Origin of the sequence: Nonomuraea sp. NPDC050691 (genome assembly GCF_040654455.1) — a bacterium.
In the GTDB taxonomy this organism is placed as follows: domain Bacteria; phylum Actinomycetota; class Actinomycetes; order Streptosporangiales; family Streptosporangiaceae; genus Nonomuraea.
This window is the reverse complement of the sequence record NZ_JBFAIA010000007.1, coordinates 19,115-39,522: the sequence shown is the minus strand read 5'-3', so window position 1 is coordinate 39,522 and position 20,408 is coordinate 19,115. Positions and strand designations below refer to the sequence as shown.

The following is a 20,408-nucleotide window of genomic DNA, read 5'->3' as shown; positions in this document are numbered from 1 at the left end:
GCAAGGTGCCCACGACCTGGGCGCCGAACGTGTGATTCCGGCCGGTGACGGCAGGATCAGCCCTCCGGGGGCGAGCAGCAGCCTCATCGGAACGTCCGCCCGGTCTCGTACCGGAACACGGGCCCGTCGCGGCAAACCAGCGGCGCCTCCTCCATCGACGACTGGGTGCCCGTGGAGCAACCGTGGCAGTACCCGAGTCCACAGGCCATCGGCGCCTCCAGCGCTACCTGCACCTCCGCCCCGGACGCGCTCGCGTACGTCGCGGCCAGCTCCTCCAGCCGCCGCGAGCCGCAGGCGGCGACGTAGTCCGGTGGGGCGCCCTGCCACGCGGTCAGCACCCGCTGTTCGACGGCGGCCGGTTCGGCGTCACCGCCGGCGTCGCTCACCGAGATCACCGGGATGCCGGCCGCGACGAACCGATCGATGCCGACGACCGCGTCGGGGGTCCGGCCGCTGGCGACCACGAGTACCTGCCAGCCGGCCGCGAGCAACTCAAGGCCGAGCAGGCTGAGGGAGCAGACGCCGATGCCTCTGCTGAGCAGTAGGGCACGTCCCGGCTCTCCTGGGGGCTCGAACGGCCGGCCGAGCGGGCCGAGCGTGCCGACGGACGCGGGGGCGGCCAGGGTACTGAGATGCCTGGTGCCCGCGCCGACCAGCCCATAGATGATCTCGATCGTGCCCGCAGCGGGGTCCGTGGCGTGGACGGCCATGGGCCGAGGCAGCGCCAGGCCGCCGCCGGGCTGCCCGCCCACGGTCACCATGACGAACTGGCCGGGACGGCAGCACCCGGCCACCTCAGGCGCGGCCAGGCGCATCGACCAGTACCGGTCCGCCAGGTGCGCGTTCTCCAGGACATCCGCGTCACGCCACACGGGGTCCGGTCGCGGTGTCCCGGCAGGCAGGCGCGCGAAGCCGGGTGCCGGAGACGGTGGCGGTTCGGCTGGTCCGTCGGTGCCGACCGCCCACAAAGGCTCTGCGGTTGTGCTCATCTCGACCTTTCCTCGGGGGAGAGCAGGGCGTCCAGGCTGAGCAGGCTCCTCGCGAGCACCTGTACGCCCACGGCCAAATCCTCGGGCGCGGTCCACTCCTCCGGTACGTGGCTGACGCCCGCCCGGCTCGGCACGAAGATCATTCCAGTTGGGGTGACCTTGTTGATCATCTGGGCGTCGTGGCTCGCGCCGCTGGTCATCATTCGGAACCCGGCCGAACAGTCGACCGCCGCCTTGGCGAGCGTGTCCCCGACCCACAGCGGGAGCACCACCGGTGAGGAGTCCCCGATGAGCGTCGTCTCCACGCGGACCCCGCGTTCGGCTCCCACGGTCTCGGCGTAGCGGACGATCTCCGCGGCCGTGTGCCGCTGCCGCACCGCGTCGACGTCCCGCACGTCGACCGTGAGCACCACCTCGCCCGGGATCGTCGTGAGGGACCCGGGGCGGACGCTCATCTCGCCCACGGTGGCCCGGGTGCCGTGGTGGCGGGCGTCGGTGGCGATGGACTCGACGGCGAGCACGACCCGCGCCGCGGTGGTCAGGGCGTCGGCGCGGCCGGCCATGGGGGTGGCGCCCGTGTGGGACGGTCTGCCGTTCAGGTGGATGCGCATACGAGTCGAGCCCGACACCGTGTCGACCACGCCGATGGGCAGGCCGGTGGCCTCCAGCATGCCGCCCTGCTCGACGTGCAGCTCGACGAAGGCGGCCCAGTCGGCCGGGTCCCAGCGTGCCTCGGCGACCCGGTCGGGGTCCAGGCCGACCATCTTCATCGCCTCGGCGACCGTGGTGCCGTGCGCGTCCTTGAGCCTGCGCAGGTCGGCGGGGGAGGTCAGGCCGGCCGCCAGCCTGCTGCCGAGGCAGGCCTGTCCGAAGCGGGCGCCCTCCTCTGCCGCGAAGGCGACGAAGCGGAACGGATGCCGGTGCCGGACCTGGTTCTCGGTGAAGATCCTCGCTACCTCGACGGCCGCGACCACGCCGGCGATGCCGTCGAAGCGACCGCCGCGGGGGACACTGTCGAGGTGCGATCCGGTTCCGATCGCGGGCAACTCCTCCGCGCCCGCGGCCTCCGCCATGGTGTTGCCCGCGGCATCGGTCCACACGCGCAGCCCCAGCTCGCTCATGAGGCCGGCGAACAAGGAATGGGCCTTGCGCTCCGCCGGGGTGAACGCCAGACGGGTGACGCCGGGCGAGTCGTCGGAGATCGTGGCGATGCGCTCGATCAACTCGGCGACGCGGGCGGAGTCGGCCACCGCTGTCCCAGGCATGGTCAGACCTCCTCGGTGCGGATGCACGCGATGTAGTCCAGTCCCTGAGCGCCGAGCCGCTCGGCGGCCCCGAGATTTGTGTCCAGCGCGGTGAGGACGGTCAGGACGCGCGCTCCCCGCGAGATCAAGGCCGAGGCGGTGGCGGAGACAGCCGAGCCCGTCGCCGTGACCGCGGTGACGAGAACGACCGGCTCGCCGGGGAAGAGGTCACCGAAGACGCCGTCGGCCGGTGTGAGCAGGCAGAAGGGGAGCCCGCTCTCCAACGCCACGGCGGCGACGAGCGTGACGCCGGCAGCCGAGGGCGCGACGAGTCGTTCGGTGGCGGGAGGCAGCCGCTCGGCCAGTGTGGCCGCCAGCCTGCGCAGGATCGCGGGACGGGTCAGCATCGCCGACAGGTCCAGCATCCGCGGCTCTTCGCCCGGAGCGTTCCTGACGAGGGTGTTCAGCACGTCCTGGCGGAGCTCGGCCCAGCGGATGCCGGGCGGTTGCACGTCGAGCGGGTTGGACAGGGGGAACGGGTGCGACGAGACGATCACTGGGTGACCCGCCGCAGAGGGCCCTTGCGGGGAGGGACGTCGGGCATGTGCGGGAGTTCGTCCCTGACGGGCACGGCGCCCGGGCGGACGTACCCCAGATCCTCCGACATGCGCTGCGCGGCCTGCAGGACGAGCGTGCGGAACGCCTGACGCTGCTCGGCCCGTTCCGACCTGCGCGCGGGCGCCGCCAGGGTGACGCTGGCGCACACGCTGCCGGTGGAGATGCGCACCGGCGCGGAGATCGCCCACACACCCCGATCGAGCTCGTCGTCGCAGGTGTCGTAGCCGCGCACGCGGATCGCGGTGAGCCGCTCCATCACCTCGGAAAGGGTGCGCGGCGTGTCCTCGGTGAACGGGGTCAGCGGCCGGGCCTCCAGCAGCCTGAGCGTGGTCTGGTCGTCGAGGAAGGCCAGGATCGCGCGCGCGGCCGCGGCCGCGTGCAGCGGCATCTCCTGGCCGATGCGGACGAAGAGCCGGAGGGGGTGCACGCCTTCCACGAGCGCGGTGCAGACCGCCCGATCATCGAAGATCTCCGTGAGGAAGACGGTCTCGCCGGACTGCTCGGCGAGTGCGTTGAGCTCCGGATGCGGGGTGACCAGTGAGGGGGTGCGGGCGTTGCTGCGTTCGGTCAGCCCTCTGGCCTCGACGCCCAGGAAATAGCGGCGGTTCGTGGGCGACCTGCTGACGAAGCGCTGCTCCTCCAGCACCGCCAGCAGGCGGTGCATGCTGCCCAAGGGGATGTCCAGCTCGATGACCAGCTCCTGGAGGGTCATCCCCTCCTTGGATCGGGCGATGGCCTGCAGAACGTTGAGCGCACGGATGATCACTTGCATCGTTCCCGTTCCCTTCTCATGCGTGCCCCTGTCGTGTGTCATGTGAGGAAACGAGCGATCCGATGAGTTCGCGGACGGCGGCCACGCCCAGCCTGTCGAGGACATCCGGGAGTTCGTCGATGATCTCCGTCATGGCGGTGGGCCGGGTGAAGGTCGCGGTCCCCACCTGAACGGCGCTCGCGCCGGCGACGAGGAACTCCGCGGCGTCCTCGGCGGTGCTGATCCCCCCGCAGCCGATGATGGGGATCCGGACGGCGCGCACGGTCTCCAGCACCAGTCGCAGGGTCAGCGGCTTGATCGCCGGGCCGGACACCCCGCCCGTCACGTTCCCGAGCTTGGGACGACGTCCCGCCAGGTCGATCGCCGTGCCCACGAAGGTGTTGGCCACGGTCAGCGCGTCGGCGCCGGCGTCCTCCGCTGCTCGCGCGATGTCGTGGATGGACGTCACGTTGGGTGTCATCTTCACGATGACCGGGCGGTCGCCGCCGCGTGCCCGTACGCCGGCGGTGATCCGCGCGATGGCGGCCGGGTCCGTGCCGATGTCCAGACCACCGTGCTCCAGGTTCGGGCACGAGACGTTGATCTCGAAGGCGTCAGGTTCCTCATCGGCCAGTCCGGCGGCGACGTCGAGATACTCACTCACGGACAAGCCGCCGATGCTGACGATCACGGGGACCCCGATCGAGCGGTAGGCGGGTAGCACCTCCGCGCGGAATCGCGCGAGCCCAGGGCTCGGGATCCCCACCGCGTTGAGCATTCCCCTCGGCGTCTCGGCCAGCCTGGGCTGCCTGTTGCCCGAGCGCGTGTCGCGGAAGATCGTCTTGGTCACCACCGCGCCGAGCCGGCTCAGGTCCATCACGGTGTGGAGCTCGGGGCCGAAGCAGCCGGACGCAGGCATCACTGGTGTCGCGAGGGACAAACTCCCGACCTGAACCTTCAAGTCATGACTTATGCTGCCAGTCGGCATGCTGTTCACCTCCCATCAGTTTCCCGGTTATTCCGCGCAACGGTTAGGTGAGCCCGGAGCGCCTTGCTGACCTGACGGATTGCGAGGTCAGGCGTGTCAGCGACTGATGAAGCCCCGGCTAGGAACCGGAGCTTCATCAGTTCTACCAGTACTTCCCGGCATTGGTGATGAGATGGAAATACAAGAAATTTCGCTCCTACGTGGGTGAAACCCGAGGGTGTATTCCTTTCACTCGCCTACCCGTCGACCGTCTCCACGGTGCCACCGTCGGCCGCGTAGGCGCGCAGGACGGGCGTAGTCATGAGGGCCGCCACGGCCACGACCTCGCTGCCGCGCGCGTTCACCAGACCGAGCAGCCCGCGCAGCTCGTTCTCCGTGCGAAAGGCGTCGGAGACCAGCGCGACCCGCGCCCCTGTCCGCAGGCCGGAAGTGAACTCGAGAATCCCCGCCACCTCGGTCGCGCACACGCTCGTCGCGGTGAGCCGGCGGGCTATGACATGGGCGAGCACGCCGTTCTCCGGGCTCTCCCAGCTCGCGATGGTGTCCACCTGCCTGTCACGGATGACATCCGCCAGCGCCTGGCCCACCACCTCGGCCTCGGCCGGGTTGCTCAGCAGACGGGCTCTGTCGTGCGCCGGGGACAAGCCCGCCGTCAGCGTCATGAACGCCGACCTGACCTGATCGGAGTCACGCGTCTCATGCGGTGTCGGCATGGTCTTCCTCCTTGACATCTGTCGGTTGCCACGTGCGTGTCCCGTCCGGCCAGGCGCTGCAGAGCACTCCGGAGTTGCCGAGATCGGCGGCGATCACCGCGGCCGTCTCCAGCGTGAGATCCCTGATGCGCGCTCGTGCGCCCGCGTCACCCACCTCCGTGGCGTGGCCCGCGACGGAGATGGTGGCCACCAGCCGTTGCGCACCGTCGCGGACCGGCGTGGAGAGGGTCCAGATCCCGGCTTCCCACTCGTCGTAGCCGATCCCGTACCCGTGCCTCCTGGTTTCTTCGAGATGGGCCCAGACCTTCTCGACCGAGGCAGGCGTGCGTGCCGTGTAGCGGACGAACTCCCAGGTGCTCAGCAGGCGCCAGACCACCTGCTCGTCCAGATCGGCGAGAAGCGTGCGCGCGCACGACGACGCGTGCCAGGGCAGCTTGCCGCCCACCTGGGCGGCGGTCGAGACTCCCGGCGCCCGGAAGCCCGTCGGTTCGAGCCGCAGCGTGCAGATGGCGCGATCGGCATAGCGCTCGGCGACGACGACCGGATGGCCGGCTGCTCGCGCGAGCTCCTGGAGAGGCTCGTACGCGCTGCCGATCAAGGAGTGGCGGCGGGCCGCGCCGAGCCCGACAGTCGCCGCCGCCGGGCCGATGAAGTAGCGCCGATTGCTGGGGGAGCGGACGACGAAGCCCTCCTCCTCCAGCGTCGGCAGAAGCCGGTGCACACTGGCGATCGGCGCGGCGATGGCGTTGGACAGATCTTGAAGGGTGAGCCCGCCGTCTGCTCTGGCGAGCGCCCGCATGGCGGTGAGTGCCCGGACGAGTGGTTGCATGACCTATGCCCCGATCGATCAGTTAGACGAGTGCCGCACCTTTGCGCTCAGGAATCAGCAGCATGGCGATCATCTCAAGGACGTAGAGTCCCGCGAGTGCACCGATGGCGACGGGGAAGCCGTACTGCACCGCCACCAGCGCCACGACGACCGGTGCGAGGCCCCCGATGCCCCGCCCCAGGTTGAACAGCAGATTCTGGGCCAGCGAACGGACCTGCGTGACGTACGTCTCGGCCATCAGCGCGCCCAGCCCGCCCAACATGCCGTTGACGAAGAACCCCATGATCGCGCCACCGGCCAACAGGGTCAGCTCATCGCTGAGCCGGCTGTAGACCACCAGGCTGACCACGGCGCCCGCCTGGTAGATCCAGAAGATCGGGCGCCTGCCGATTCGGTCGGCGAGAAGCCCGAAGACGAAGATCCCGGCCATCATGCCCAGCACGGTCACGGCCGTCCACAGGGCTGACTTGGTCAGCCCCAGCCCCAGCGACTTGCTGAGGTAGGTGGGAAGCCACGTCATGACGCCGTAGTAGCCGAAGTTCTGCACCGAGCAGAGGATGAGGATCCCGATCGTGGCCTTGGCCGTGGTGGGGTCGGCGAAGAGCAGCCTGATGGGCACGGTTGTCCGGGCCTTGTCCGTCTTGGCTCTGTCGGCGACGGAACGCTTGAACAGCTCCGGCTCGCCCATCGTCTTCCGCATGAGGAACGCGAGCAGAGCCGGCACGGCACCGATGGCGAACAGTCCGCGCCAGCCGAGGTTCTCGATCGCCCATGGGGACACGAGCGCTGCCACCAACACGCCGACCTGCCAGCCGATGCCGACGAGTGCCGTCGCCCTGGCGCGCTTGGCCGTCGGCCATGCCTCCGCCGCCAGGGTCATGCCGATCCCGAACTCGCCGCCCAGTCCGGCGCCGGCGATGAAGCGGAAGAGCGAGAGGGTCTCCATGTTGGGCGCCAGCGCGCAGAGACCTGTGAACGCCGCGAACAGGATGATCGACCAGGCGAGCATCCGCGCGCGGCCGAAGCGGTCGGCCAGGTAGCCGAAGGCCACGCCGCCGATGACCGCTCCCCACAGTGTCAGAGACGTGAGCGAACCGGCCTCGCTCAGGCTGACACCCATGCTCTGCGAGATGGCGAGCAGACCGAAACTGAGGATCAGCAGGTCGAAGCCGTCCATCGCGTAGCCGGACGCGGAGGCGAGAATCGCCCGGCGGGCGTAGCCGTCGACCTGATCGGGCTGGTGAGCGGGCGAAGGGTCCGCGAGCGGCATCACTTTCGGAATCTCGGTCATGGCAGCTCCTTCATATGCAGATTGAATCCCCGCGGCAGCGAAGGAATTCCGCTATACGAGCGGGCACACCGTGAAGGAGCGCGGCGCTTTGACCAGCACGTTTTCGTGGGGCGGAAACTATCCTTCCATCGCGGAAAGACATAGTGCACCTGTGTAATCTCAGCCGTCAAGAGGGGTAAGTCCGCGCGTTTTCCCGCTCAGATTGCCGGTGTGTTTCGCGCGGTCCGTAGCCGCGCGGGGCGGTGCCGGCTCGCCGGAGAAGGCAATGCTCTGAAGGTTGCGAGTGTCCGGCGGCGCGAGATCGGAAGGCATCTCGCGGGAGCTTAGTTCAGCTCGAATCCCATGTGAAGCCTCGGTGTGCGTCAATACCCGCTCACGATCCGTAATGCCGGCATGCCGGCCCGGCCGTATGGAGGCCGCGAGGAGGAAGCGCGGTGCTCGACCCGTGCGACGGTCGGTCGGGCCGCCGGGGTTTCCGTGTTGCGATCGGTTCGGCCGGTTGCTTTCTGTTCGCCGCGCGACGGGCCCGTGCCCATTGTCGCCCGATGGAAAAATGCTCGGTTGCTGGAATCGTTTCGCGGCGTCCGGTCGAACGCGTGCTAAAGTCCCGGTTTATGCAAATTACAGTTTCCGATCACCCGCTCGTTGCACACAAGCTGACAACGCTGCGCGATCGAAAAAGCGATCTCGCCACATTCCGCAGAATGGCTGATGACATAGCCATTCTTCTGGCTTATGAGGCGACCAGGCACGTCAACATGACGGAGGTGTCGATCGAAACGCCGATGGCCAGTGCGCGATGCGCCCGACTGGCGGAACCCGCGCCCCTGGTCGTCCCTCTGCTCCGGGCCGGGCTGGGCCTGCTGGACGGGATGCTCCGTCTGCTCTCCACGGCGGAGGTCGGCGTCCTGGGCATGGTGCGCGACAGCGAGACTCTGCAGGCCAAGCCCTACGCCGCCCGGCTCCCCGAAGATCTGGGCGGCCGGCAGTGCTTCCTCCTGGATCCGGCGCTGGGCACCGGAGGAACCCTGGCGCAGGCCATCCGCCTGCTCGTCGACCGCGGCGCCGCGGACGTCACCGCGATCTGTCTGCTGGCCTCGCCGGTCGGTGTGGCACGGCTGCGCGAGGAATTCGAAGACAGTGCGGTGCCTGTCCGGGTCGTGGTGGCCGGACTCGACGAACGGCTCAGTGACGAGGGTTTCATCGTGCCCGGAATGGGCGACGCCGGCGACCGTTTGTTCGGCGTTTCGGGATTCTCCATGCTGGATGACCGAATTCCCGGAGAAATGGCGATGTCCGAGCGGTGAACACGTCGGGAATGCTGATCGCATTCTGTGGCATCGACGGTGCGGGGAAGAGCACCCAGATAGCCCGGCTGGCCCGCAGCCTGGAGCCGGAACGCGAGGTGCGCATCACGCGCCAGCCGTCCAGCGAATATCGCAACAGTGCTCTGGTCAGGGCATTCGTCGACGACCGGATCAGTGCCGAACAGGCGCCCGCGGCTCTGCGCGAGATGGCCGTTCACGCCGCCGCCGACAGGTTGCGACACGTGCGTACCGAGATCCTGCCTCACCTGGCCCGGGGGGCCGTGGTGATCAGTGACCGTTACGTCTATTCGACTTATGCCTATTTCCTGGCCCGCGGGCTCGACGATCTGCAGTGGCTCATCGAGCTCAACCGGCACGTGCCCGAGCCGGACCTCACCTTCTACCTCGACATCAGCCCCGAAACCGCCGGGGCGCGCGTCCGCGCACGAGACGGTGGCTCTCACAAGCGCGAGGAGGTCAACGCCGGTCGCATGACGCGAGCCCGCGAGGTGTTCCTCACCCGCCCCTGGGGAGCGGGCGACAGCTACCACGTGATCGACGGCACGCTGCCGGAAGACGAAGTGGCCCGGCGTATATCCGCCCACGTCCTATGAACCGAGTATTGGGGAGTCAGCAGATGGCCATGACCGCCACAGGAGCGATCCTCCGGCGCAGGGACTTCGACTACCGCGAGAGCGACGGGGTGCGGATCGCCCAGGTGGTCGGTCCGCGTCTCGGAGCTACCAAGGTCACCGTGGACGTGGTGGAACTGCGCCCGGGGACGAGCTGGTCCGACGCCGTCACCCATGAGTCCGAGCAGGTCGCGGTGATCTACGAGGGCTTCGGGAACGCGCATGTGGACGCCGAGACCGTCCCGCTGAGCCGGGCGGTCGCGGTGCACGCCCCCACCGGACGATCGCTACGGCTGAGCTGCGATGCCGGCACGCTGATCGCGTATGTCTGGCGCACCCGGCTCACAGGCGCGGAGCGGCGCGGCCGTTCGCCCCGGATCGGCTCCACCCTGTGGAACGACGAGACCCAGCTCGTGGGCTTCCGCGGCACCGGCCACGAACCGGCCGCCGCGAACACGGCGGTCATGAACTTCTGCTTCTGGCCGGCCACCGGCAGCGCGCGGCTCTGCCTGCACTGCGGTATCCAGCAACCCGGCGAGACCTTCAACGTCCACGTCCACGAGGAGGCGGACGACGCTTTCATGGCGTTCGAGGGAAAGGGGCAGCTCTACCTCGTCGACAGGTGGATCGACGTCGAGCAGGGCGACATGATCTACGCGCCGGTAGGCGTGCCGCACGGTGCGAGGAACCCTCATACCGGGCCGGGCGCGCAGCGGTTCGTCACGTGCGGCGGTCCCACCCCCTTCGACCCCATGCTCTACGCCGCAGCGGGCGTCTCCGCCGAGGTGCGGTGACATGTGCCGGATCTTCGGGCACATACGCGGGCCGGTCAGCCCGCACATCCTGCGCAGGGTCGCCGCCGTGCAGCGGCACGGCGGACCCGACGGCCAGTACCTCCACACCGCTGGTGACTGGTCCCTGGGCAGTGACCGGCTCGCCGTCATCGACGTGGACGGCGGGCGGCAGCCGTACCGGAGCGGCGGCGTGTCGGCGGTCTTCAACGGGGAGATCTACAACCATCGTGAGCTGCGCGACCGACTCCGCGCGCGGGGGCACCACTTCGACGATCGCTGCGACGGTGGCGTCATCCCCGCGCTCTACCTCGAGTACGGCAGGGACTTCACCCGGCACCTCGACGGCATGTACGCCATCGCCGTCGTGGACGAGCGATCGGGTCCCCAGCTCAGCCTGCACACCGACGAATCCGGTATGAAGCCGCTGTACTACCACTGGTGTCCGCGCACCGGACGCTTCTTCTTCTCCTCCGAGCTGCCGGCGCTCTTCGCCTTCGGTGAGATCCCCGTCGAACGCGAGGCCACCGGGCTGGACACCTACCTGACCAGCAAGACACCCTTCGGGGAGTCGACGATGTTCGCGGGCGTGCGGGTCATGCCGCCCGCAGCGACGCTGCTGGTCGGTCCCCACGGTGCGCCCGAGCTGCGCACGCGGTCGGACACGGCGGTCTCCTCCCCCGGGGGCTCCTCGCGGGACCTGCGCCGCCTCCTGCGTCAGGAGGTCCATCGCCTCTGCGAGGCGGATGTGCCCGTGGCGGCGATCACCTCGGGCGGCCTGGACTCCAGCCTCGTCACCGCGCTCGCCGCTGAGCGGGCCGAGGAACTGCACACCTTCAACGTGGCATACACCGGCGACTGGCCGGACGACGAGAGCGCGTACGCGGCGGAGGTCGCCGACCGTCACGCCACCCGGCACCACCAGGTACGCGTGGATCCGGGGGACTTCCCGTACCTGCTGCGCGAGGCGGTCTGGCACACCGGACAGCCCAATGCGGACCCGATCACGCTGAGCACCTTCGCGCTGTTCCGCGCGGTCCGGGACGCCGGGTTCAAGGTGGCGCTCACCGGCGACGCGGCGGACGAGCTCTTCACCGGCTACGACCGGCTGGTCGCGGGAGCCGAGGCGCCCGCGGCACCGGGGTGGGCGCAGCGCTACGTGGACACGCTGGCCGCCGTGCCGCCCGCGCTCCGCGAGGAGCTGTACTCGCCGGACTATCGGCAGTTGCTGAATCAGCGGGGACGTGAAAGGGAGCGGCTGGTCGACGCGGTGCTGGCGGTCGGCGGGGGAGACCGGTTGACCGGCTTCGAACTGCGCCACCGGCTGCCCGCCTACCATCTGCGACGCGTGGACCACCTGAGCATGGCCAGCTCTGTCGAGGTCCGGCTCCCGTTCTGCCAACGGTCGGTGGTCGAGTTCGCGCGCGGCCTGCCCCTGTCGTCGAGGGTCCACGCGGGGCGTGGCAAGAAGATCCTGCTGGACGCGGCTGAGGGTCTGCTGCCCAGGAGCGTGCTCGACCGCAGGAAGCAGCCGTTCACGCTGCCGATCACCGCGATGCTCCACCGCGGTTCGCCCATCCTCTGTCTCGCCGCTGACGTGCTCACTGACCCGCTGGTCAAACGGTCGGGCGAGCTGGACTGCGACGCGGTCGCCCGGTTGCTCGACCGGCAGGTCGAACGGCCTGACGACGAGAGCGCGCTGGCGGTGTGGGCACTCCTCGTCTACTTCCTGTGGATGCAGGAGTTCGATCCGGCGGGAGCCCGATGATGTTCTGCTTCCTGGGACATGCCGTCGGCAGTCCGTGCCCCACCCTGGTGATGGACGTCACGGAGCTGCCCCGAGACGACGACGGACTTCTGACCGCCATCCGTCGCGCACGTCGGGCGCTGCGCCGGCGCGGCCTTGCGGAGGTCCTCAAGTTCGCGCTGATCCGCCCCTCGGACCATCCCCTGTTCGATCTCGACTACCGCTTCGTCCAGTGCCTGCCCGGCGACGGCGGCGACGACTTCGACACACGAGGGAGTTGCGGGCACTCCATCCTGGTCTCCGTCCAGGCCGCCTCGCGATTCGGCTGGGTGCGGGACCTGACGCCAGGGCGGCGGATCCGGGTGAGGGTCGTCGGCCACCACGAGCACGTGGTCTGTGAACTCGACGGGGTGAACCGCACCGGCCATGAGTTCACGTCGCACTTCGTCTACTCGCCCGAGCTGCGACTCGGCGGCGGCCTGCCCACGGGTAGCGTGCGCGACGAACTGGAGGGTCCCGACGGGCCGATCCCCGTCACGCTGGCCACCTTCTCCAACCCCTACGTCTTCGTGCCCGCGCACCGGCTCGGGATCCACGACGAAGAGACGCTCTTCGGCGAGGACGAGGGGCTCTACGGGACCCTGCAGGATCTCCGGGCACAGGGAGCGAGACGTCTGGGGCTGGCGCCGAGAGGCAGCTTTCCGAAGATCGCCTGCGTGGGCGCGTTCCATCCCGGCTCTCTGTCGCTGCGGGCCATATCCGTGCCGCGCTGGCATCCGTCCGTCGCGCTGACCGGGGCCGCGTGCGTCGCCGCGACGAGCGTGGTACGCGGATCGGTCCCCCACGAGCTGGCGCGGACCACGGGTGGGCAGCCGGGCAGGCTGCGGCTCCGGACCGCGGGCGGCGCCGCGGAGGTGGGCGTCTCGGCCACCGGTGTGACCCCGGACGACCTGCTGCGCTGGATCAGCATCGCGGGCAGAACGGTGCGGTCGCTGGGCGGCGTCAGGCTTCCGGAGCTGGAGGGCCTCCGCAGGTCCGCCGTTGACGATGAGGAGAACGCGACGTGGCTACCCCTGAACGTATGACTCTGGACGAACTGCTCCGCGTGCTGCGGCGCACGGCCGCCGCCGCCGACAGGTGGGGCGAGCCGGATCCTGCCGCGATAGCCGCGCTCCGCCTGAGCACCGTGATCGGCCTGGCCGTGCCGGAGGAGTACGGCGGAGAAGGGGGTGACGCGGTCTCGGTGAACCGGGCCGTGGAGGGCGTCGCCACAGCCGACGCCTCCACCGCGATCATCCTCGCCCAGCACTTCGCGGTGACGGCCAGGATCGTCGAGCACGGTTCGGCCGAGCAGCGACAGAACCTTCTGCCGCGCCTGGCCACCGGCGAGTGGCTGGCGGCTTCGGCATGGAGCGAGCTCGGCGCGGGTGCGAACAAGCGCCGGCTCTCCACGACGGCCCGGCGCGAGCGCGACGTGTGGCAGGTCACCGGAACCAAGTCGTTCACCACGAGCTCCGGCATCGCGGATCTCTACCTCGTGCTGGCGCAGACAGGCACGGTGACCGACAGCGCCGCCTACGGCAGCGACGCGCAGACCTTTCTGCTGATCGAGGCCGGCAGACCCGGCCTGACCTGCACAAGGGGCCCGGAGCTCACCGGCATGCGGGGGTCGGCCACCGGCTTCGTGGAGCTTCACGACTGTGAGGTCAGCGACGGCATGCGGCTCGGGCCCGAAGGCGGCGCCGCCAAGATCATCTCTGAGGTCCGTGCGTCCGGCTACACCCTGGGCGCCGTCTCCGTGGGCATCGCCCAGGCCGCCTACGACACGGTCCACGACCTGGCCGCTCGCAAGGGCATGCTGGCGGCACAGGCCGTACGGCATCGCCTCTTCGACATCGCGGTCCAGGTCGAGACCGCGCGGTCGGTGGTGGAGCGGGCAGGGCGGCGCGACAGTCCCGACCCGGGGACGGTCACGCTGTACAGCAAGGTGATCGCCTCCTCCGTGGCCGAGCAGGTGTGCCGCGAAGCGCAGCAACTGGCGGGCAGCGCGGGATTCACCCGCGACCACCCGATCGACCGGCAGTCCAGGGACGCCAGGGCCGTCAGCCTGATGGGGCCGACCAACGACCTCTGCCGCGAGTTGGTCTCGATCTCCTGGGGGACGGCATGAGCAACCTGACGGTGCGTAACGGGCGGCTGGTGCTCCCCGACGGCGTACGGACGGGCTCCATCACGGTCACGGACGGCCGCATCAGTGCCATCGGCGGCCATGCTCCCGTCACCGGCCGCGTGGTGGAGGCGGGCGGTGCCTACGTGCTTCCCGGCCTGATCGATTCGCACGTGCACTTCCGCACCCCCGGTCTCACCGGCAAGGAGGAGTGGCTCACGGGCAGCATGGCGGCGGCGGCCGGAGGAGTGACCACGGTGGCGGACATGCCCAACACCGTGCCGCCGCTCTTCACGCCGGAGGACGCCTACGCCAAGGCGGAGCTGATCGAGGGCCGCTCGCTGGTGGACTACCGTTTCCACCTCGGTGTGCATCCGGACGATCCCGGGGGATTACGCGCGTTCACCCCTCGGGAGGGGACGACCGCGAAGGTGTTCCTGTGCGGCCACCACACCGCGCCGCACGTCATGCGAAATGCCGAGCGCCTGAGAGAGACGTTCGCGATCGCGCGGGAGGTCGGGCTGCGACTGGTCGTACACGCCGAGGACTCGGGAGTGTTCGCGCTGCTCGACGCCTGGCGCGGGCAGCCGGTCAGCTATCGGGAGTACGAACCCGCGCGTCCGCGGAGCGGCGCGATCGTGGCCGTCGCCAGGCTCATCGAGCTCTGCCAGGAGTTCGGCACGCAGGTCCATGTCCTGCACGTCTCCACGGCCGAGGAAGCCGATCTCCTGGCCGCCGCCGGAAGCGCGGGGCTGCCGGTCAGCTTCGAGGTGACGGGGCATCATCTGTCCTTCGAGGACCGTGACGTCGACCGGTTGGGCGCCAGGATCAGGCTCAGCCCCGCGATCAGAGGCGCCGGCGACCGGGAACGGTTGTGGAAGGCGGTCACATCGGGGGAGGCGGCCACGCTCGGTTCCGATCACGCCCCCCACGCCCAGGCCGACAAACTCCTGCCGGCGGCCGAGGCCCCGCCGGGCCTGCCGGGCACACAAGAGCTCGTCCACAGCGTGTGGACGGGGCTGCGCAGACGGGACCCCGAAGGTTCGCCTGACGACCACGCCCGCCTGATCGCCAGGGTTCTGGCCGACGGGCCCGCGCGGCTGCTGGGGCTGACCGCGAGGAAGGGCCGGCTTGAGGTCGGCCTCGACGGCGATCTGGTCCTCTTCGATCCGGACGAGAACTGGACGCTCGACCGAACCGCGGTCGCGACGAAAGTCGGCTGGTCGGCCTACGAGGGATGGACGTTCACCGGACGGGTCCGGACCACGATCCGCCGGGGGGAGATCAGCTACGACAGGGGAGTGTTCGGCACACCGTCGGGACAGTGGCTGGAAGGCGCTCCGCATGAGTTTCCGGGGCGTGGAAATGGTGCGGCTTCCGGATTTCAGCGCCTTGACCAGCCCGAATAGGGCTGTCTAATCTGGGGCGGAATTGCTCAAGGAATTAAAAAGGGGATTTGACGTGTCCATTCCGGTCGAGGATCGTCTTCAGGATCGTCTCTGTCTGGCGCTGGACACGCTCGATCGTGACGAGATCGTCGGAACGGTGGACGAGCTGAAGGATCTCGTCGGCTATTTCAAAATCCATACGGGTTTCGTCATGCATGGCCCGGACCTGGTGCGGGAGATTCTGGGCAGGGGCGTGAAGGTCTTCCTGGACCTGAAGTTGTATGACATTCCCAACACGTTGGCTGGTTATGGCGAGGCTGTCACGCGCCTGGGTGTGCATCTGGTGACGGTCGATCCCTCCGGTGGTGTGGAGATGATGCGTTCGGTGGTGGCCGCGGCGGATCGTACGGCCGGGGAGTCGGGGGCGCGGCGGCCGAGGTTCGTCGGTGTCACGTTGCTGACGAGTGCCGACCAGCAGATGCTCAACACCGAGATGAACATCGCGGGGTCGGTGGAGGAGGAGGTTCGGCGGCGGGCGTTGCTGGCCGCCGAGGCGGGTCTGGACGGGATCGTGTGCGCGCCGGGGGAGATCGGGTCGGTGCGGGCGGAGCTGCCGGGGGACTTCTTCTACGTCACGCCCGGTGCCAGGGCCGCGGGAGGCTCAGGGCATGATCACCGGCGCATCGGTACGCCTGCCGAGGCGATCGCGGACGGTTCGTCGTTGATCGTGGTCGGACGCCGGATCCGCGACGCCGCTGATCGCAGAAAGGCCGCGCAAGAGGTCCTGGACGAGATCGCCGGCGCGTGGCCGGCGGCCCCCGGGCGGGTCACGCCGGGCAGGTAGCCCGACGGCGCCGCCGGGCCCGCCGGACCGCCCGGTCCGCGGGCCCATGGCGCAAGCCCGGAAAAGCCGACATATAACTCGCGGTCTTCTTATAGTGATCCAGTGGAACCGGATGATCTGTTCAGCCACCTGGTCATTCTCGGGTTGAAGCCCGAAACCGCCCGGGTGTACGTACAGATGCTCTGGACCCAGCAGACGACCGAGGCGGCGCTCGCCGAGGCGCTCGACATCAGACCCGAGCGAGCGCGCATCGCCGTGGGCAACGCCTTCGAGACCCATCGCCGCTCGGCCCGCAGGGGTGCCGTCGAGTCGCCGGTCGAGGTGGTCACCGGTCCGGCGGTGAAGCTGCGCATCCGCCAGCTCGTCAACAGCGTCCGGCACGAGATCCGGCGGCTGGACCGCCCGCCGCACCTGTTCGGAGCGGTCAACAGGGCCGAGATCGAGCAACTGGCCCGGGGCGTCAGCCATCGGGTGGTCTACGCGCGGGAGTCGCTGGAGCTGCCCGACTACCTGGAGAAGAACGTCACGCCATGCGTGGAGGCCGGGGAGCAGGCGCGGGCCGCGGCGGACCTGCCGGTGAACATGACCATCCTCGACAAGGACCTGGCGTGGCTGACCAGGCCCGAGGACGGGCCGGACGTGACGCTGACGATCGTCTATTCGGGCGGCCTGCTGGAGGCGCTGGCCGGCCTGTTCGAGAGCTGCTGGAAGTCGGCCATCCAGCTCATGGCACTGACGGCGACGACCACCCGCTTCCAGCTCGCCGTCGCGGCCGCCCAGCGGGGCTGGATGTAGCCCGGGAACGCGGGCAGCAGGGGAAGGGGACGCAGCGGTGAACCAGCAGTCGCCGGAGGAGTTACGCAGGTCCCTCGACGAGGCGCTGGACACCGGGCCGTTCAGCGTCGCCCTGCGGCTGGCCATCCAGGCCGGCGGCCTGAGCCTCGACCGCCTCCAGCACCGCCTGCGCGAGCAGGGGATCTCGGTGAGCAGGACCGCGCTGAGCTACTGGCAGTCGGGCCGCACGCAGCCGGAACGCGAGGAGTCGCTCCGGGCGCTGCGGGCCCTTGAGCAGGTGCTCCACGTGCCGGCCGGGTCGCTCGTCGGCCTGCTGGGGCCGCCGCGCCCCCGGGGGCGATGGACCGGCCACCAGGCGCCCCGCCCACGGCCCGACCGGTCGTGGGCCAGGCCGGAGGGGCTGGTGCGGGTGCTGGCGCAGGTGGAGGCGACTCCGGACTGCCTGAGCCACCTGCTCCAGCGCCGGCGCAGCACGCTGGTCCGGCTCGACGCGCACCGGCAGATCCGCTCGATGTCCCTGCAGGTCGTGATAGAGGCGCAGCGCCCCCAGGTGCGGCGCGCGCTCATGGTCCACCACTTCCACATGGCCGGAGTGCCGGGACCGGCGATCGAGCAGGCACGGGGATGGCGGCCCGGCCGGGTGCGCAGCGACCCGGAGACCGGCTTCGAGGTGCACGAGATGATCCTCGACCGGATCCTCCCGCAGGGCGCGATCACGGTGGCGGAGTACGTGCTCTCCTTCCCGCCCGGCCACCGCGACCCGCACACCGCCCACCGGGTGGTGCCCGGGATGAGGGAGCTGACCGTGGAGGTGGTCTTCGACCGGGCGGCCATGCCCGCGCTCTGCCGTGCCTTCCACCAGCCGTCGGTCGCGCACCCCCGGACCACGACGGACGAGCTGTGGATCGGCGGCATGGGCACGGCCACCCACACGATCTTCGACCCGGAGCCCGGCATTCACGGCGTGGCCTGGGAGTGGGACTGATCGGAGCGCTGGACTACCGCGGGGGAGGCGGCGTCGCGGCGCAGCAGGCGGGGCGCCCCGGTGCCGTCGGCCGGGACGGCGAACAGCGAGACGCGTCCCCCGTCGTCGGGCCGCGCGTAGGCGACGGTGGTGTCGTCGACCCAGGCCGCCTGGTCGTCGACCTCCGCCTGCTCCGCCAGCCGGGTCTCGCGCCCGGTCCGCAGGTCCCTGACGTGCAGCCGCCAGCGCGTCCCGACCCGCTTCTTGTACGCGAGACGCGTGCCGTCGGGCGACAGCGAGGGGCACTCAGCGTCGCGCCCCACCGCGGTGAGCGTGCGGCTCGCCAGGTCGCCACGCAGCAGCCAGATCCGCTCGGCTGAGCCCATCGTCGCGTAGAAGGTCCGGTCGTCCGCGGCGAACGTCACACCCCAGAAGTTGTGGTCCTCCCGCTGGTACGGCTTGCCGTCCACGACGACGGTGAAGTCCTCCAGCGAGCCGTGGAGCGTGCCGGACCGGGTGTCGTAGACGCCGGTGGTGGTGGCGAAGGCGCCCGGGGCGTAGGAGTCGCCGGTGCGGAAGACCGTCCAGGCGGCCAGGCGCCCGCTGGGGGAGACGCGCGCCCTGCTGGGTGTCCCGTCGACGCGGACGGGTTCGGCGATCTCCTTGTCGCCGCGCAGGAACGCCGCCTCGAAGCCGGCGGGCACGGCCACGGTCCGCAGGCACACCGTGGTGCCGCCCGCGGTGTAGGAGCGCAGGCAGGCCGGGGCGCGACGGACCGGCGCGGCGCCTGGGTCCGTGACCGGCACCTGGGCGAGGGTCCGGCCGTGGTCGAGGAACACCAGGGCTCCCGGTCCGGCGGTGACCGCGGTGACCGTTGCCGGTCGCCGGTCCGCCATCGCCCAGGCCACGTAGCCGCCGCCCGCCCCGGCGAGTGCCGTGATCGAGCAGATCCCGGCGACGATCCGGCGGCGGTGGGCGCTCACGACGCCGTCTCCGTCCCGCTGTCAGGCCCGCGACCGGCGTCGCGGCCAGGACCGTGACCGGGCTCCCGGCCGGGCTCGCGGCCGGGCTCGCGGCCGGGCGGGAACGCGCAGGCCGTCAGCACGCCGGCGACGAGCAGCGCCGCGAAGGCCGTGAACGCCCCTCGCAGGTCCCAGCTCGCGGCGAGCGCGCCGAAGCCGATCGTCCCGCCCGTGCGGGCCAGGGCCTGGCCGGTCTGGGTGACGGCCAGGCCGCTGGCGCGCAGGTGCTCGGGTACGCGGGGCGCGAGGTACGCCATCAGCACCCCGTCGGTGGCCGCGTAGAACAGCCCGTGCAGCAGCAGCACGCCCAGCGCCGCGACCGGCCCCTGCCAGGCGGCGGCGAGGAGCGCGTAGGCCGCGGCCAGCAGCGCGTGGCCGGCGACGAAGATCCTCCAGCCGCCGACCCGGTCGGCCAGCTTGCCCAGCGGGACCGCCGCGACGAGGAAGACGAGCGAGGTGGCCAGCGGCAGCAGCGGCAGCGTGGCCGCGCCGAGCCCGGTCTGCCGCTGCACCCCGACGAACAGGAAGGCGTCGCCGGCCGTGACCAGCCCCAGCATGGTCGCGTACGCGGCGACCCTCCGCAGCGGACGCCGGGCCGGCAGCAGCCGGCCGTCCCGCAGGGAGACCCGTGGCCGGGCCTCCGGCGCGACCCGCCGGTCACGCACGAAGCAGGCGAGGATCACCACCCCGATCATGGCGAGGCAGAGGCTGGTGACGAAAACCGCGTCGTAGGCGTCCCCGACGGCGGCCACCAGCGCGAACACCGCCACGGGACCGAGCAGCGCCCCGGCCGTGTCCAGCGCCCGGTGCACGCCGAAGGCCGCGCCCAGGGCGTGTGGGGGAGTGGCGGCCGTGATGAGGGCGTCGCGCGGAGCCGCCCGCAGCCCCTTGCCCGCCCGGTCCACGGCGACCGCCGCGCCGATGCCGGCCACGGCCCCACCCACCAGGGGGAACAGCAGCTTGCCGGCGGCCGACAGGCCGTAGCCCGCCATGGCCACCGCCTTCGGCCGCGCGGAACGGTCGGCCAGGTGGCCGCCGGCCAGCCGCAGCAGCGCGCCCGCGCCCGTGTACAGGCCGTCGAGCAGGCCGAGGTGCAGGAAGCCGGTGCCGAGGCCGTACAGCAGGTACATGGGCAGGAACGCGGCCACCATCTCGGCCGAGACGTCAGTGAAGAAGCTGACCATGCCGAGGGCGACCACGGTGGCGGGCACACGCGCGGACCTCAGCCGCCCGTTCGCCGCGGCCGGCCGCCCGGCGGCCCTGGTTGTGGACAGGTACACGGTTCACCCTCCTGGGGAGCGGGGGATCGGGCGCGCGGGGACGGGCGG

General features: G+C 70.5%; 20 protein-coding genes. 10 read left to right on the top strand and 10 right to left on the bottom strand.

The features are described 5' to 3' along the window. Positions 1 to 83: 83 nt before the first annotated feature. The 8 genes from AB0H81_RS04740 to AB0H81_RS04705 form a co-directional block, all read right to left on the bottom strand. Positions 84 to 872, bottom strand: coding sequence for a hypothetical protein (locus AB0H81_RS04740; protein ID WP_358369256.1), 789 nt, complete (start codon positions 870 to 872; stop codon positions 84 to 86). Positions 873 to 985: 113 nt separating this feature from the next. Beyond that, positions 986 to 2,254: a Zn-dependent hydrolase gene (locus tag AB0H81_RS04735; protein WP_358369254.1), complete on the bottom strand. Its 1,269-nt coding sequence runs from the start codon at positions 2,252 to 2,254 to the stop codon at positions 986 to 988. Positions 2,255 to 2,256: 2 nt separating this feature from the next. Further along, complete coding sequence (locus AB0H81_RS04730; protein ID WP_358369252.1) at positions 2,257 to 2,790, bottom strand: hypothetical protein; 534 nt, start codon at positions 2,788 to 2,790, stop codon at positions 2,257 to 2,259. Beyond that, on the bottom strand, positions 2,787 to 3,623 hold the full coding sequence (locus tag AB0H81_RS04725; protein WP_358369250.1) for an IclR family transcriptional regulator: 837 nt from the start codon (positions 3,621 to 3,623) through the stop codon (positions 2,787 to 2,789). Before AB0H81_RS04725 ends, AB0H81_RS04730 begins: the two co-directional genes overlap by 4 nt. A gap of 16 nt (positions 3,624 to 3,639) precedes the next feature. Beyond that, the gene (locus AB0H81_RS04720; RefSeq protein ID WP_358369249.1) at positions 3,640 to 4,590 is read right to left on the bottom strand and encodes a dihydroorotate dehydrogenase; all 951 of its coding nucleotides are present in this window, start codon (positions 4,588 to 4,590) and stop codon (positions 3,640 to 3,642) included. Between the two features lie 236 nt (positions 4,591 to 4,826). Beyond that, positions 4,827 to 5,303 (bottom strand): hypothetical protein, encoded by a 477-nt coding sequence (locus AB0H81_RS04715; RefSeq protein ID WP_358369246.1) that lies wholly within the window; start codon positions 5,301 to 5,303, stop codon positions 4,827 to 4,829. After that, complete coding sequence (locus AB0H81_RS04710; RefSeq protein ID WP_358369243.1) at positions 5,287 to 6,132, bottom strand: IclR family transcriptional regulator; 846 nt, start codon at positions 6,130 to 6,132, stop codon at positions 5,287 to 5,289. Before AB0H81_RS04710 ends, AB0H81_RS04715 begins: the two co-directional genes overlap by 17 nt. 22 nt (positions 6,133 to 6,154) lie before the next feature. Further along, positions 6,155 to 7,423 (bottom strand): MFS transporter, encoded by a 1,269-nt coding sequence (locus AB0H81_RS04705; protein WP_358369241.1) that lies wholly within the window; start codon positions 7,421 to 7,423, stop codon positions 6,155 to 6,157. Between the two features lie 614 nt (positions 7,424 to 8,037). Here AB0H81_RS04705 and upp point away from each other — a divergent pair. From upp to AB0H81_RS04655, 10 genes are all read left to right on the top strand, one after another. Beyond that, positions 8,038 to 8,730, top strand: a complete 693-nt coding sequence (upp, locus tag AB0H81_RS04700; RefSeq protein WP_358369497.1) for a uracil phosphoribosyltransferase — start codon at positions 8,038 to 8,040, stop codon at positions 8,728 to 8,730. An 11-nt stretch (positions 8,731 to 8,741) separates the two neighbouring features. Further along, positions 8,742 to 9,344, top strand: coding sequence for a dTMP kinase (gene tmk, locus AB0H81_RS04695; protein ID WP_358369238.1), 603 nt, complete (start codon positions 8,742 to 8,744; stop codon positions 9,342 to 9,344). Between the two features lie 29 nt (positions 9,345 to 9,373). Then, the gene (locus AB0H81_RS04690) at positions 9,374 to 10,156 is read left to right on the top strand and encodes a cupin domain-containing protein (RefSeq protein ID WP_358369236.1); all 783 of its coding nucleotides are present in this window, start codon (positions 9,374 to 9,376) and stop codon (positions 10,154 to 10,156) included. A gap of 1 nt (position 10,157) precedes the next feature. Further along, a complete protein-coding gene (gene asnB / locus AB0H81_RS04685) occupies positions 10,158 to 11,921 on the top strand; it encodes an asparagine synthase (glutamine-hydrolyzing) (protein WP_358369233.1) in 1,764 nt (587 codons plus the stop codon). Then, positions 11,918 to 12,985, top strand: a complete 1,068-nt coding sequence (locus AB0H81_RS04680) for a PrpF domain-containing protein (protein WP_358369230.1) — start codon at positions 11,918 to 11,920, stop codon at positions 12,983 to 12,985. The genes asnB and AB0H81_RS04680 overlap by 4 nt, the downstream gene beginning before the upstream one ends. After that, the gene (locus AB0H81_RS04675; protein WP_358369227.1) at positions 12,982 to 14,070 is read left to right on the top strand and encodes an acyl-CoA dehydrogenase family protein; all 1,089 of its coding nucleotides are present in this window, start codon (positions 12,982 to 12,984) and stop codon (positions 14,068 to 14,070) included. The genes AB0H81_RS04680 and AB0H81_RS04675 overlap by 4 nt, the downstream gene beginning before the upstream one ends. Then, complete coding sequence (locus AB0H81_RS04670; RefSeq protein ID WP_358369224.1) at positions 14,067 to 15,476, top strand: dihydroorotase family protein; 1,410 nt, start codon at positions 14,067 to 14,069, stop codon at positions 15,474 to 15,476. Before AB0H81_RS04675 ends, AB0H81_RS04670 begins: the two co-directional genes overlap by 4 nt. A 52-nt stretch (positions 15,477 to 15,528) precedes the next feature. Then, positions 15,529 to 16,299 (top strand): orotidine-5'-phosphate decarboxylase, encoded by a 771-nt coding sequence (gene pyrF / locus AB0H81_RS04665; protein WP_358369221.1) that lies wholly within the window; start codon positions 15,529 to 15,531, stop codon positions 16,297 to 16,299. 102 nt (positions 16,300 to 16,401) lie between these two features. Then, positions 16,402 to 17,094: a hypothetical protein gene (locus tag AB0H81_RS04660; protein WP_358369218.1), complete on the top strand. Its 693-nt coding sequence runs from the start codon at positions 16,402 to 16,404 to the stop codon at positions 17,092 to 17,094. 37 nt (positions 17,095 to 17,131) lie between these two features. Continuing rightward, entirely contained in the window at positions 17,132 to 18,079 is a 948-nt protein-coding gene (locus tag AB0H81_RS04655; protein WP_358369215.1) for a hypothetical protein, read from the top strand. On the opposite strand, the gene AB0H81_RS04650 is transcribed toward AB0H81_RS04655, so the two are convergent. Both AB0H81_RS04650 and AB0H81_RS04645 read right to left on the bottom strand, forming a co-directional pair. Further along, the gene (locus AB0H81_RS04650) at positions 18,052 to 19,041 is read right to left on the bottom strand and encodes a hypothetical protein (protein ID WP_358369212.1); all 990 of its coding nucleotides are present in this window, start codon (positions 19,039 to 19,041) and stop codon (positions 18,052 to 18,054) included. The genes AB0H81_RS04655 and AB0H81_RS04650 overlap by 28 nt on opposite strands. Next, positions 19,038 to 20,360, bottom strand: a complete 1,323-nt coding sequence (locus AB0H81_RS04645) for an MFS transporter (RefSeq protein ID WP_358369210.1) — start codon at positions 20,358 to 20,360, stop codon at positions 19,038 to 19,040. The genes AB0H81_RS04650 and AB0H81_RS04645 overlap by 4 nt, the downstream gene beginning before the upstream one ends. Positions 20,361 to 20,408: the final 48 nt, after the last annotated feature.